This is a genomic window from Mesorhizobium sp. M6A.T.Ce.TU.002.03.1.1 (genome assembly GCF_003997275.1).
Lineage (GTDB): Bacteria > Pseudomonadota > Alphaproteobacteria > Rhizobiales > Rhizobiaceae > Mesorhizobium > Mesorhizobium mediterraneum.
Map to the genome: position 1 here is coordinate 24,874 of NZ_RZTI01000054.1, position 13,016 is coordinate 37,889.

Genomic DNA, 13,016 nt, shown 5'->3' on the forward strand with positions numbered 1-13,016 from the left:
CCAGGCGCGGCGGTGGCACGCGCGGGTATTTCAGGCGCTGTCGCTGATGCTGACGCCGTTCTACCAGTCGGATTCGACCGTGATGCCGTTCGTCCGCGACAGGCTGGTGGCGTCAGTGGCAAAAATCCCGCCGGCGCCAAACATCCTTGCCTCGATGGTGGCTGGAACCGTGGTCGATCCGTTCAGGCGGATCGGGATCAAAAAAGCGCAGTGGCCGCTTCGGTGCGGCGGATGATGGTCGAAAGATGTGAACCCCTCGCTTGCAGGAATGCATGAAGGCGCTGTGGATAATCCGGGGTGACAGCGTTCTTCACCGCTTTGCGTTCGTGCAATCCCTTCCGCCAGGCCTCGACAAGCGGCTTTCCGCTCAGGATGCCGAAATCGCCGATCCGATCGAAGGCGTCGAAATAGCGGAAGATTGGTCCATAGACGGTATCGACCAATGAAAAGCGCTCGCCGGCGAACCATGGTCCAGCTCGGCCAGTCGCCAGTTCCGCTTCGAGACGACCAAACATTGCCGACAGACCTTCGCTTTCGGCAAGGAAGGCGGCCTCGCTCGGTGCGGAATAGAAACGACCAATTGCGTTGAGGATGGCCGAGCCGAACTCGATCCAGGCGCGATGCCGGGCGCGGGCCAGCGGGTCGGCAGGGTGGAGTGGGTTGCCCTGCGTTTCTTCAAGGAATTCGAGGATGACCGCCGATTCGAAAATCACCGTTTCCTCGCCATTCCGCTGCACGCGCAGCAGCGGCACCTTGCCGAGCGGCGATATCGCCTTGAACCAGGCCGGCTTGTTGGCAAGATCGATGGTGAGGCGTTCGAACGGCACGCCCTTTTCGGCGAGCGAGATCGCCGCGCGCTGCACATAGGGACAAAGGTGGTGGCTGACGAGAACGAGCTTGTCGGTCACCAGGCTGCCCGTCTCCGGGATGTCGGCGATCTTGCAGATTTCATGTTTCATGGTAGCACCTCCGTTATCAATGCAGTTGCATCTATATAGATGCATTTGCATCTACTGGCAAGCTTGATGCAGTTGCATCTATCGCCTATGCTGCAATCATGACGGAGAAAACCAATCCTTCGCCCGCGGTCATCAAGGCCTGGGCGCGCCTGATGCGCGTTTCGCGCCAGCTGGTGGAAAGAGCCGAAGACGCGCTGAAGGACAGCAGCTTACCGCCGCTTGCCTGGTACGACGTGCTGCATGAGCTTGCCGAAGCAGGTGAGGGCGGGTTGCGGCCATTCCAGCTGATCGAGCGCACACTGTTTGCGCAATACAACATCTCCCGGCTGCTGGCGCGGCTCGAAGCGGACGGGCTGGTCGAGAAGCTCAGGGTTGCCGATGACGGGCGAGGACAGACTATCCGCATTACGGGCAAGGGGCGCGAGACGCGCCGCCGCATGTGGGCCGTCTACGGACGATCGATCGTGGAGCTGGTCGGTGCCAGGCTTTCCAACGATGACCTGGAAACCTTGTCGGCTCTGCTTGGGCGGCTGCGCTATCCAGCCGCCCTGGAGTGATGTGGCCGTTGGCGCGACCTCAGATACTGCCCCAGAGGAATGCCAGTGCCGCCAGCACGCCAAGCATGACGCGAACCAGATGCAGATTGCCCCATTTGATGATCAATTCCCTGGCCCGCGGATCGGCGGCAGCCGCGTCCATCGCCTCCAGCAATCGGTTTGTCGGCATCATTGCGATCAGCGTCCATGGCCAGGGTAGGATGATCAGCACCGCCCCGACCAGATAGGCGAGACTGCCGGTCTGCCACCAAGCAACGACACCAAGAACACAGGCGACCACGGCGATCGACGCCTGCATTGCGGCGCCGCGCTTGTAGGAAGGCTGCCATTCCTGCAGCAACGCCCGGTCATCGAGGCGAAGCCGCGCCGGCTGCTCGGCGACGCTGACATAGATGGCGGCGCCGGCGAAAGCGGCGGTAACGGTCAAGGCGAGCAGGCCGATGAGCATCTTCCCTCCGTGATACGCCGTTCTCCGTAAGGGCTGTCCTTTTTGGAAGGCGTCAAAATGGAGATAGGGGCTTGCACCGGCTCGGACAATACGCCATAGAAGTGCCGAACCGTAACGTACGGTACTGGCTTCTGAGTGAATGCCGCCGTCTTCGAGCAGGAAAAGAGTTTGTTGCAGGCAAGCGCCGACATCGACACCAGCGAAGCGCTGACGGAGCGGCAGAAAGCTGTGCTCGACGCTGCCCTTCGCCTGCTGGTCGAGGAGGGCGATCAGTTGACCATGACCGCCGTGGCGCGGCGGGCGAGCTGTTCCAAGGAAACGCTCTACAAATGGTTCGGCGATCGCGACGGGCTTTTGACGGCAACGGTGCAATGGCAGGCGTCCAAGGTGCGTGTGGTGCTGGTCGACCGCAAGGGGCTCGATCTTGCCTCGCTGACGGCGAGCCTCGAGCGCTTCGCTTCGGACTGGCTCAAGGTGATTTCGAGCGACACTTCGATCGCGCTTAACCGCGTCGCGGTCAGTCACGCCGGATCCGGCAAGGACGATCTCGGCGCCATCGTGCTGGAGAACGGCCGCTTCGCGCTGGCCAGGCGCCTGAAGCCGGTGCTGGAAGCAGGCCAGCAGGCCGGGCTTCTCGAGTTCTCGGATGCCGAAGCGGCATTCCGCACCTTTTTCGGGCTGGTCGCCCGTGACGTGCAGATTCGCCTTCTGCTCGGCGACCGGCTGGAAATGACTGATGCGGCGATCGGCGGCGATGCCGTCCGGGCGACGCAGCAGTTTCTCGCTCTCTACGGAGCAAAAACCGGGCCGCAAGGCCTCTAGAGCCGGATGATTTCAGGTCAAGTCGACCTGAAATCGGAATCCGGCTCTAAATCAAAGAGATAGAGCATGATGTCGTCCGAAAACCGCTTCACACTTTTCGGCATCATGCTCTGAATTCAAAAACGGGAAGGAAGAAAAATGCGTGTCTATTACGATCGCGACGCCGATCTCAACCTGATCAAGGGCAAAAAGGTCGCCATCATCGGGTATGGCAGCCAGGGCAGGGCGCATGCGCTCAATCTCAAGGATTCCGGCGCCAAGGACATCGCCATCGGCCTCAAGGCCGGCTCGGCGACCGCCAAGAAGGTCGAGGCCGACGGGCTCAAGGTGATGAGCGTGGCGGACGCCGCCAAGTGGGCCGACCTGATGATGATGGCGACGCCGGACGAATTGCAGGCCGACATCTACAAAAACGAGATCGCGCCGAACATCCGCGACGGCGCGGCGATCGCCTTCGCCCACGGCCTCAACGTGCACTTCGGCCTGATCGAGCCGAAGGCCTCGGTCGACGTCGTCATGATCGCGCCGAAGGGACCCGGCCACACCGTGCGCGGCGAATACCAGAAGGGCGGCGGCGTGCCGTGCCTGGTCGCCGTCAACCAGGACGCTTCGGGCAACGCGCTCGATCTGGCTTTGTCCTATGCCTGCGGCGTCGGTGGCGGCCGTTCGGGCATCATCGAGACCAATTTCCGCGAGGAATGCGAGACCGACCTGTTCGGCGAGCAGGTTGTGCTGTGCGGCGGTCTGGTCGAACTGATCCGTGCCGGTTTCGAGACGCTGGTGGAAGCCGGCTACGCGCCTGAGATGGCGTATTTCGAATGCCTGCACGAGGTCAAGCTGATCGTCGATTTGATCTATGAAGGCGGCATCGCCAACATGAACTACTCGATCTCGAACACCGCCGAATGGGGCGAATATGTATCGGGTCCGCGCATCATCACCGCCGACACCAAGGCCGAGATGAAGCGCGTGCTGAAGGATATCCAGACCGGCAAGTTCACCTCGGAATGGATGCAGGAATACCGCGCCGGCATGTCGCGCTTCAAGGGCATCCGCCGCAACAATGACAGCCACCAGATCGAGGAAGTCGGCGCCAAGCTGCGCGCCATGATGCCGTGGATTTCGAAGAACAAGCTGGTCGACAGGGCCAAGAATTAAGGAAGCCCGCGCCAATTCTACCCTGCCGGTCATCTGACGCAGGTTTCTGCGCTCCCGGTGCTCACGAACTTAATGTTCGCTCCGCTCCGGTTCTCGAAACCTGCGCCACCTGACTCGGCAGGGCGAATTGGCATCGGACTTCCCGCGTCGAAGCATCAAGCCGTGGGGCGACCCGCTGGCGCCAACACTGTGTTCAGCCGTAGTGCCAGTGAGGCTTTGGCGCGGTGCCGGTGAACATGACGCCGATGCGGTCCTCGCGACGCCAGCGGACCGCTGCCTTGTAGGCGATGCCGTCGGTCGGCACATAGAGCAGGAACTCGTCGGGCACGCGAGCGTCGATCGAGACCTTCAGTTCGGCGCCGCCGGCATGCATGTTGCGCACCGTGCATGTGACCTCGGAATTGGTCACGCCGGTCAGGATCGTCGCGCCCTTGAAGACGCGCTGCCTGCGTTGATCCCTGTGTTCGTCTTCAGCCATCGCGCGCCCAATCCCCGGCGATCGTCGCATTTCATGTGGTGCGATCGGCAAGATAATTAGGCCTGCCTGATAAACATAGCGTTATCGTCGGCGGCGAAAACGATTTCGCGGTGTCCCGGCCAGACAGAGAATAGTTCAGGAGAAGATGGGGCAGATGAAACGGCGCCGCGATGGGACGGCGCCGTCCGGAATGCATCAGTCGATCAGCTGTAGGGCGACCAGCACTGCTGGCGTGGACCGCCATAGGGCTGGAATGTGTTGTCCCAGGCGCGATACGAGCGGTACCGATTATAGCACCACCGGACGTGAGCGCTCGACCCTGCACGATAATAGCGGCGCGGTGGCGGCGCATCGTAATAGTTGTAGTTGCTGTACATGCTGCCAAGGCCGAGGCCGAGGCCGAGAATCGCGGCGCCCGCGCCATCATCGTAGTAGCGGCCGCGGTAATGGCGGCGATGATGACGCCAACGCCAGTCGTCTCCGCGATTCCAGTGCCTACGGTGCCAGTTACCGCGGTCCCAATTGCCCGACCTTGAGAATCGGCGGCCGTCATGGCGACGCCATTGCCAGTTGTTGAAGCGTCGGTCGTTGCCGCCAGCCCAGCTATCGCGGACAGGAGTGATTGTCGGTGCAACGGTGCTGGCGGGCACCGAAATTTCGGGTTGCATGATCGGGCCGGCGGCGGACGGCGCGGTGATGCCGGAGATGAGACCGAGGGCTATCAGCCCTGATTTGACCGTCGAAGAAAAGAGCGAGTTCATTGCACTCTCCAAGAGATTTCAGGCCCCACGCCCAGAATACCCCGGGGAAGAACATCATTCATGGAACTTCGCGCCTGAACGGAGGATGAACGGAAGGTTCCGTCAACCATAGCGGGCAGGGCAGGCCCTTGTTTTCGGGCGCGCTTGCGGGCAAAGGTCACCGCCATGTCGCTGCGCCTTGCCACCTTCAATGTCGAAAACCTGATGAACAGGTTTGATTTTTCCGGATACCGCAACCAGCTCAACGAAGATCGCACGCTGGCGCTCTTCGACATTCAGAGCGAGGCCGAATACAAGATGCTGGAGCAGGCGCGGGCGATCGCGCAATCCGACGATACGCGCCAGTTGACGGCGCTGGCCATCGCGGCCACCCGCGCCGACATCATCTGCATGCAGGAAGTCGATAACATCGAGGCACTGAAGGCATTCGAATACGGCTATCTGTTCAAGATGGTCGGGCACGGCTACCGGCAGAAATACACCACCGCCGGCAACGATTCGCGCGGCATCGACGTCGCCGTGATGATGCGCAACGAGACCGCGCAAGGCCAGCCGATCGAATTCGTGCGCATGACAAGCCACGCCTATGTCACGTTCGAGCAGTTCGGCTTGCACACGCCTGAACTGGCGGCGCTTGGGCATCAGGCCAATCAGCGCATCTTCCGGCGCGACTGCCTGGAAATCGACCTGAAGGTAGGCGGCGTGCCGCTGACGCTTTATCTCGTGCACTTCAAGTCGATGGGTTCGCCCCGCAACGGTCTTGACGGGCGCGAGGCGACGATGCCGCTGCGCATCGCCGAGGCGCAAGCCGTGCGGCGGATCATCGAGGAGCGTTTCGGTGGGGATCACGCTGCCGACAAGCGCTGGGCGATCTGCGGCGACATGAACGATTACCGGCAACGCGTAAAGGTCTCCGGCGACGCCTTTGACGGCTACCGCTTCGAGGTGGTCAACGAGAGCCAGTCCTGCCTCAACGTGCTCACCGCCGGCGGCTTTTGCGAGAATGCGGTCGAGCGGCGGCCGGAGATGGATCGCTGGACCTTCTATCACACGCGCGGGCCGGAAGAGCGGCATCTGTGCCAGCTCGACTACATTCTGTTATCGAAGGCCCTGGCCGCCAAGAATGCGACAGCCGTTCCCGACATCATCCGCAACGGCCAGCCTTGGCGCACGATTTTTCCGGCGGGCCAGGAGGTGGACCGCTTTCCGCGTGCCGGCTGGGACCGGCCGAAGGCGTCCGACCATTGTCCGGTGGCGATCACCCTGGACATGGCCTGAGGTGTGTTGATATTCAGGTCAGGCCGGCCTGCAAACGGCGGCTTCCTGCGCTTCCGGTGCTCACGTACCCAAAAGTACGCTCCGCTCCGGTTCTCGGAAATCACCATTTTCGGCTCGGCCTGACCTGAATCTCAACACACCTCAGAGTAAGATGACCTTTGACCTGCCGCGCAACGTCATCCTGCCGGTCGACGCCGTCAATGTCAGGCTCGACCCCGGCCCGCATCCGTTCGAACGCGACAATGCGCAAGCGATCGCCGAGAACTGGGGCCGTGAAATCGCGGCCAATCCGGCGTTGTTCGACGGCACCGTGGTGCTGCTTTCGGCGCTCAGCTATCGCGACAACAGCCTTGTCGGCCGCTGCCATGCGGTGCGCTACTCGACCTTCATGCTTTGGCGCGGCGATCGGCAGGTGGCTGGGGCAGAGCACGCCTATGCCCATGCCATGCTGGTCGCCGGCGACAATGCGCTGGTGGCGATCCGCATGGCGTCGCACACGGTCAATGCTGGCCGCGTCTACTTCGCCGCCGGCTCGTTCGAGCCAATCGATTTCCGCGGCGGCCTTGTCGATGTCGACTTCAACATGATCCGCGAGGTGCGGGAAGAAACCGGCCTCGACCTTGCCGGCGTAACACGCGGCAAGCGTTATTACGCCCTGTCGACAGCAAGCGGCACAGTGATCTTTCGCCGCTATCGCGAGACGGCATCCGCCGACGAGATCGCGCAGCGCATCAGCGCCTTTGTCGCTGCCGAGGCCGAGCCGGAAATCGAAGGGCCTGTCATCATCCGCAACGCCGATGACCTGCCGGACGGGCTGATGCCGCATATGAAGCCACTGATCGAGTGGCATTTTGCCGACAAGGACTAATGCATCGGCCCGAAAATCGGAATCGATTTTCGGAAAGCACGATGCACAGGTTCAAAGTGTTAGAGCGTACTTTGTGCGTCCAAGTGGATGCACGTCGCTCTAACGGCGCATTTTGTTTTCGATGGTTTTGCGATCGTTGCGGGCGGCGACAAAAAACAGCATGACGCCGACACCGAGCAGCGCCCCCATCGCCGTTCCCATCGTCTGACCGACAACCTGCTGGAAATCGGCGGTGACATGATCGGGGTTGGCCATGCCATAGCTGGCCAAGTACCACCAGAGCCCCGCCAATGCGGCCTCGACGATCACCGTTATCAAAATTACTCGCTCTTTCTTGCTCATCCCACTATTCCCCCCATGTCCCCAAGGCGATTGCTATCACCGCAAACCGTGCGGCGACAGAGGGCAAGGTGGGGGCAGGATAAAAATTTCGGGGAACGTCTGAAGGCGGCGCACGCTGCGCCGCGCTATTCATGCCTCAGCGCGTCGATCGGATCGAGCCGTGCGCCACGCAGCGCCGGGAAGAAGCCGAACACCATGCCGATCAGCGCCGAGAAGCCGACAGCGAGCAGGATGACCGCCGGGCTTGGCGCGAATGGGATGGCCAGCGTCAGCGAGGCAAGACCGGCCAGCGCCAGGCCGATCAGGATGCCGATGATGCCGCCGAGCAGCGACAGCACGGTCGCCTCGACCAGGAACTGGATGAGAATGTGCTTTTCATGCGCGCCGATGGCGAGCCTTATGCCGATCTCGCGGGTCCGTTCGGTGACCGACACCAGCATGATGTTCATGATGCCGATGCCGCCGACGAGCAGGCTGACGCCGGCGACCGCGCCCAGCATGCCGGTCATCGTGGTGGTGGCGCTCGCCATGGCGTCGGCGATCTGGGTCATGTCGCGGATCGAGAAATCGTCTTCGCGGTCGGGCGTGATGCGGCGCGTGTCGCGCAAGATGTCCTCGACGCGGGGCAGCAGCTCGGTGGTCGGCGTCCTGTCATCGGCGGCGACGTAGATCGACTCGATGTCGCGATTGCCGGCAATGCGGCGTTGATAGGCGGCGAGCGGCATCAGCACGACGTTGTCCTGGTCCTGGCCGAAGCCGGTATAGCCCTTCGGCTCGAGCAGGCCGATGATCTTGCAGGATGTGCGATTGACGCGGATGATCTCGCCTTCGGGGTCGCCTGCGCCAAAGAACTGCTGGCGCACCGTTTCGCCGATCAGGCAGACGCCGGTGCCCGAGCGGGTCTCCGAATCGCTGAACGGGCGGCCCGAAACCAGCTTCCAGTCGCGCGCATCGAGATAGGCGCTATCGGTGCCGGTGACACCCGATGTCAGGCTTTCGGTGCCGAAGATGACGCGGACCTGCTTCTGCGAGGCCGGCGAGATGGCGCGGGCGCCGCTCAGATGGGTGACGAGCGCGGCAAGGTCCTTTTGGGCAAGCGGACGGACCACCTGGTCGAGCCCTCCCGGTCCGCCGGGCCCGGCCGGGCGGCCGGAACGGACAACGAGCAGATTGCTGCCGAGCTTGGAGATATCGGCTTTTACCTTTTCGGTGGTGCCCGAGCCGATGGTGAGCATGGCGATGACGGCGGCAACGCCGATCACGATGCCGAGCAGCGTCAGGAACGAGCGCAGCACGTTGCGGCGGACCGAAAGCAGCGAGAGGCGGACGGTTTCCCAGATCATGGTGACACCATCTCGAGATTCACGGTGTCGGAGGCGACGTGGCCGTCGAGGAAGCGAATCGTGCGCTCGGCATAGGCAGCGACATCGGCCTCATGCGTGACCATGGCGATGGTGAGGCCAAGCTCAGTGTTCAGCCTGGTCAAGAGTTCCATGATCTCGTGGGTGCGGGCGGTATCGAGATTGCCGGTCGGCTCGTCGGCGACGAGCAGGGTCGGCCTGGTGACGATCGCGCGTGCGATCGCCACGCGCTGCTGCTGGCCACCGGAGAGCTCGGCCGGTGTGTGATGCTCGCGGCCGACAAGGCCGACTTCGGCCAGCGCTTTCATGGCCAGGTCGTGGCGTTCGCGGGCGGCGACGCCGCGATAGATCAGCGGTAGTTCGACATTTTCCACCGCCGTGGTGCGCGGCAGCAGATTGTAGCCCTGGAAGACGAAGCCGACATAGAGATTGCGCAGCATGGCGCGACGGTTGCGGTCGAGACGGCCGGCGTCGATGCCCATGAAGCTGTAGGTTCCGGCGGTCGGCGTGTCGAGGCAGCCGATGATGTTCATCGCCGTCGACTTGCCCGAGCCGGACGGACCCATGATGGCGACGAATTCGCCGCTGCGGATGGCAAGATCGACGCCAGCCAGCGCATGGATCTTGGCCTCGCCCTGGCCATAGCTTTTCCAGACCTTGTCGAAGGTGATGAGGGTCGCGCCCGCCGCCACGGTCTCAGCTCCGCTGCTGAGCGGCGGTGATGACTTGCGCTCCTTCTTCGAGGCCGGAGGTGATCTCGGTCAGTTCGCCATCGGTGGAGCCGACCTTGACGTTGACCGGCTGAGGCCGGCCATTCTCGAGCACGTAGAGCGTGCGCGAGCCATCGGTAGGCTGCGCCGTCGCCTGGCGCTGGCGGTTGCCGCCTGGACGGCCCATGCGGCCCGTGAACAGGTCGCTCAGGCTCCACGCACGGGCGGCTGTTTGCGCCGGCCGGTAACGGAAAGCCGTCGACGGCACGGTGAGCACGCCTTTTGCCTGCTTCGTGACGACCGAAACGGTGGCAGTCATGCCGGGCCGCAACAGAAGCTCGTTGTTGTCGACCTCGAACCGCGCGTCATAGGTCACGACGCCGTCGGTGGTGACCGAAGCATAGGAGATGTCGCGGATCTCGGCATCGAACGGCCGTTCCGGAAAGGCATCGACGGTGAAGCGGGCATGCTGGCCGGGCTTGACCGCGCCGATGTCGGCCTCGTCGACCGCTGCCTTCAATTCCATGTTCCTGAGGTCGGCGGCGATGACGAACAGCACCGGCGCCTGCAGCGAGGAGGCAACCGTCTGGCCGGGATCGACCGAGCGCGTCAGAACAATGCCGTCGATAGGCGCATAGATGGTGCTCTTGGCGAAGTCCGTCTGCTGCGCCTTGAGATCGGCATTGGCGATGGCAAGATTGGCTTTGGCGCTGTCGAGCGCTGCCTTGGAACGGTCGCGCGTCGCGGTCGCCGCTTCAAGCGACTGGTCCGTCGCCATGCCGCGCTTGGTGAGTGCCGCCGCGCGCACAAGCGCCCGTTCGTTTTCGGTGAGGGTTACCGTGGCGTCCTCGACATTGGCGGCCGCCGCCTTGGCGGAAGCCTCGGCGCGCTCGATCTGCACCTCCAGCTTGGCCGTGTCGAGCGCCGCCAGCACATCTCCCCTCTTCACCTGCTGGTTCTCGTTGACAGCGACCGAGCGGACGACGCCAGACAGCTCGCTCGAAATGTCGACCTGGGTGAGCGGCTGCAGCGTGCCGGTCGCCGATACCTCGACCGTGAGGTCGGCGACAGCGGCCGGCACCGTGGTATAGTCGATCTTGGCGGGAGACCCGGCATACCATTGGTAGCCGGCGATGCCAGCCGCGATGACGATCAGCGCAAGCAGGCCATAGAGCCAGAAGCGGCGGCGTTTCTTCTTCAGACCCTGGTGGTCAAGCCCGAGCGCCGTCTCGATGGTGGAAGCGGATTCCACTTTTGGCAGATTGACAATCTGGTCCACGCCGGACCCCTATAATATCAGTGATGTCCCAATCAGTGCACAGATCAGGCCTAATGGTTCAAATATCAAATTAAATTTCGCCCATGTTGGGATTGAGGCAGAAGGCTTTCTACAATGCTGACCCGGAATTACTTACTTTACGACGTGTTCACGACCGAGCGGCTGGCCGGCAATCCGCTGGCCGTCGTGCTTGACAGCAAGGGGCTGGACATGACCGCGATGCAGGCCATCGCACGTGAGTTCAACCTGTCGGAAACGGTCTTCGTGCTGCCGCCCGATAATCCCAAGCACCGCGCCCGCATCCGCATCTTCACGCCCGATTACGAAATGCCGTTCGCCGGCCATCCGACCGTCGGCTCCGCGATCGCGCTTGCCGAAATGGCTGGCGATGGCGACACCGCCGGCATCTTTGTCCTGGAAGAAAACATCGGCCCGGTGCGCTGCGCCGTCAGCAAGCACGGCGGCGCCACCTTTGCCGAGTTCGACCTGGCCAAACTGCCGGAGCAGCTGGAATTGTCCGCCGACCCGGAGGCGATCGGGGCGGCGCTTGGCCTGGGGCCGCACGAAATCGGCTTCGAGAATCATCGCGTCTCGTTCTGGTCGGCCGGCGTGCCCTATGTGACCATTCCGGTCGCCGACCTCGAGGCAGCGGCCCGGATAAGGCTGGACAACCAGGCGTGGTCGGAACTGGCACCACGCAAGAGCGATTGGGCCTTCGCCAGTCCGTATGTCTACTGTCGCGAGACGGTGAACCACGACAGCGCCTTCCATGTCCGTATGATTGTGCCGGGCAATCCTTCCTATGAAGATCCGGCGACCGGTTCAGCGGCGGCGGCCTTTGCCGGCGCGATCATGCATTTCGACGGCCCGAGGGAGGGTGTTTCCCAGCGTTGGATCGAGCAAGGCCTGGAGATGGGGCGGCCTTCGCGCATCCGCCTCGAACTGACTGTCGAAGGCGGCAAACTCGCCGCCGCCCGTATCGGCGGCCATGCCGTCAAGGTGGCGGAAGGCCGGTTGTTTGTCTGATCGCGATAGGCTCGAGGCGATTTGTCGGGAAATGAATCCGGCAGGGCTGGACATGGCCGATGGCGGCGGCTATATGCCCGCCGACGCTGGTTTTACCGGCGAGTGGGTGCGTAGCTCAGTTGGTAGAGCAGCTGACTCTTAATCAGCGGGTCACAGGTTCGATCCCTGTCGCACCCACCAAAGATTTCAAAGACTTAGGTGGAAAGACCCTGAAACAGGGTGAGAACGTGAGGCGGTAAAATGCCGTCTCACGCCCCGTGTCGAGCCGATGCGTGTGTCGCCTCTCCCGAGTTTGCGAACATTTACTTCTCCGAAACACCAGCCTCCGCAAAACTTGCCATGCGGGCGTGGCATTCGAATGCCGAGCGGACGATGTTGACGGCGAGGCAGGCGCCTGAGCCTTCGCCGAGCCGCATGCCGAGGTCGAGCAGCGGCGGCAGGCCGAGCGCCTCGAGCAAGCGGCGGTGGCCGGATTCGGCAGAGACATGCGCGGCGAGCGCGTGGGCGAGGCCGGCAGGGTGCAATTTCGCCAGCGGTGCGGCGGCGGCGGTGCAGACGAAGCCATCGAGCAGCACCGGCACGCCTAAATGGCGCGCGGCCAGCGTCGCGCCAAAGATGGCGGCGAGTTCGCGCCCGCCAAGGGCGGCTGCGATCTTCAGCGGGTCGGCAAGCGCCTCGGCGTGGCGCTTGAGGCCGGCCTCTATGGCGGTGATCTTGCGTATCAGGCCGGCATCGTCGACGCCGGTGCCGCGCCCGGTCCATTTTTCCGCGCCGCCGCCGAACAAGGCGGCCGAAATGGCTGCCGCCGGCGTGGTGTTGCCGATGCCCATTTCGCCGAAGCAGACGAGATCGAGGTCTTTCGTCACCGCGCCGTAGCCGGCCGAGACAGCGGCGAGGAAGGCTTCGTCGTTCATCGCCGGCACTTGCGTGAAATCGCCGGTCGGGTGATCGAGGTCGAGCGGAATGACG

At 63.0% G+C, this 13,016-nt stretch carries 15 protein-coding genes, 1 tRNA gene and 1 pseudogene; 8 read left to right on the forward strand and 9 right to left on the reverse strand.

What is annotated here, in order from left to right; genetic code table 11:
• Position 1: 1 nt before the first annotated feature.
• A pseudogene (locus tag EOC93_RS17340) lies at positions 2-235 on the forward strand (FAD-dependent monooxygenase); the annotation flags it as partial.
• On the opposite strand, the gene EOC93_RS17345 reads toward EOC93_RS17340, so the two are convergent.
• Complete coding sequence (locus EOC93_RS17345) at positions 198-959, reverse strand: glutathione S-transferase family protein (RefSeq protein WP_127205212.1); 762 nt, start codon at positions 957-959, stop codon at positions 198-200. The pseudogene EOC93_RS17340 and the gene EOC93_RS17345 overlap by 38 nt on opposite strands.
• 98 nt (positions 960-1,057) lie before the next feature.
• On the opposite strand from EOC93_RS17345, the gene EOC93_RS17350 reads away from it, so the two are divergent.
• Positions 1,058-1,516, forward strand: coding sequence for a MarR family winged helix-turn-helix transcriptional regulator (locus tag EOC93_RS17350; RefSeq protein ID WP_095483409.1), 459 nt, complete (start codon positions 1,058-1,060; stop codon positions 1,514-1,516).
• A gap of 19 nt (positions 1,517-1,535) precedes the next feature.
• On the opposite strand, the gene EOC93_RS17355 is transcribed toward EOC93_RS17350, so the two are convergent.
• Entirely contained in the window at positions 1,536-1,964 is a 429-nt protein-coding gene (locus tag EOC93_RS17355) for a DUF1772 domain-containing protein (protein WP_095483410.1), read from the reverse strand.
• 168 nt (positions 1,965-2,132) lie between these two features.
• Between EOC93_RS17355 and EOC93_RS17360 the strand changes: the two genes are divergently transcribed.
• Positions 2,133-2,786 (forward strand): TetR/AcrR family transcriptional regulator, encoded by a 654-nt coding sequence (locus EOC93_RS17360; protein WP_127292335.1) that lies wholly within the window; start codon positions 2,133-2,135, stop codon positions 2,784-2,786.
• A gap of 138 nt (positions 2,787-2,924) precedes the next feature.
• Entirely contained in the window at positions 2,925-3,944 is a 1,020-nt protein-coding gene (gene ilvC, locus EOC93_RS17365; protein WP_127205213.1) for a ketol-acid reductoisomerase, read from the forward strand.
• 193 nt (positions 3,945-4,137) lie between these two features.
• On the opposite strand, the gene EOC93_RS17370 is transcribed toward ilvC, so the two are convergent.
• Both EOC93_RS17370 and EOC93_RS17375 read right to left on the reverse strand, forming a co-directional pair.
• A complete protein-coding gene (locus EOC93_RS17370) occupies positions 4,138-4,422 on the reverse strand; it encodes a PilZ domain-containing protein (protein WP_095483412.1) in 285 nt (94 codons plus the stop codon).
• 203 nt (positions 4,423-4,625) lie between these two features.
• Entirely contained in the window at positions 4,626-5,183 is a 558-nt protein-coding gene (locus EOC93_RS17375) for a BA14K family protein (protein WP_127205214.1), read from the reverse strand.
• 165 nt (positions 5,184-5,348) lie between these two features.
• Here EOC93_RS17375 and EOC93_RS17380 point away from each other — a divergent pair, with 165 nt between their 5' ends.
• Positions 5,349-6,461 carry an endonuclease/exonuclease/phosphatase family protein gene (locus EOC93_RS17380; RefSeq protein ID WP_127205215.1) on the forward strand — a complete coding sequence of 371 codons (1,113 nt, stop codon included), beginning with the start codon at positions 5,349-5,351 and terminating at the stop codon, positions 6,459-6,461.
• 151 nt (positions 6,462-6,612) lie between these two features.
• Positions 6,613-7,329, forward strand: a complete 717-nt coding sequence (locus tag EOC93_RS17385) for a hypothetical protein (protein ID WP_127205216.1) — start codon at positions 6,613-6,615, stop codon at positions 7,327-7,329.
• Between the two features lie 99 nt (positions 7,330-7,428).
• On the opposite strand, the gene EOC93_RS17390 is transcribed toward EOC93_RS17385, so the two are convergent.
• From EOC93_RS17390 to EOC93_RS17405, 4 genes are all read right to left on the reverse strand, one after another.
• On the reverse strand, positions 7,429-7,671 hold the full coding sequence (locus EOC93_RS17390; RefSeq protein ID WP_095483416.1) for a hypothetical protein: 243 nt from the start codon (positions 7,669-7,671) through the stop codon (positions 7,429-7,431).
• A gap of 125 nt (positions 7,672-7,796) precedes the next feature.
• Positions 7,797-9,014, reverse strand: coding sequence for an ABC transporter permease (locus EOC93_RS17395; protein ID WP_126105961.1), 1,218 nt, complete (start codon positions 9,012-9,014; stop codon positions 7,797-7,799).
• Positions 9,011-9,724, reverse strand: coding sequence for an ABC transporter ATP-binding protein (locus tag EOC93_RS17400; RefSeq protein WP_127205217.1), 714 nt, complete (start codon positions 9,722-9,724; stop codon positions 9,011-9,013). The genes EOC93_RS17395 and EOC93_RS17400 overlap by 4 nt, the downstream gene beginning before the upstream one ends.
• A 4-nt stretch (positions 9,725-9,728) precedes the next feature.
• On the reverse strand, positions 9,729-11,021 hold the full coding sequence (locus EOC93_RS17405; RefSeq protein ID WP_127205218.1) for an efflux RND transporter periplasmic adaptor subunit: 1,293 nt from the start codon (positions 11,019-11,021) through the stop codon (positions 9,729-9,731).
• A gap of 114 nt (positions 11,022-11,135) precedes the next feature.
• On the opposite strand from EOC93_RS17405, the gene EOC93_RS17410 reads away from it, so the two are divergent.
• Together EOC93_RS17410 and EOC93_RS17415 are read left to right on the forward strand one after the other, a co-directional pair.
• On the forward strand, positions 11,136-12,047 hold the full coding sequence (locus EOC93_RS17410; protein WP_126105964.1) for a PhzF family phenazine biosynthesis protein: 912 nt from the start codon (positions 11,136-11,138) through the stop codon (positions 12,045-12,047).
• Between the two features lie 104 nt (positions 12,048-12,151).
• Positions 12,152-12,227: transfer RNA gene (locus EOC93_RS17415), tRNA-Lys, on the forward strand.
• A 122-nt stretch (positions 12,228-12,349) separates the two neighbouring features.
• Here the strand turns inward: EOC93_RS17415 and EOC93_RS17420 are convergent.
• Positions 12,350-13,016: nicotinate-nucleotide--dimethylbenzimidazole phosphoribosyltransferase (locus EOC93_RS17420; protein ID WP_127205219.1), on the reverse strand; the 667-nt coding region annotated here is incomplete at its 5' end.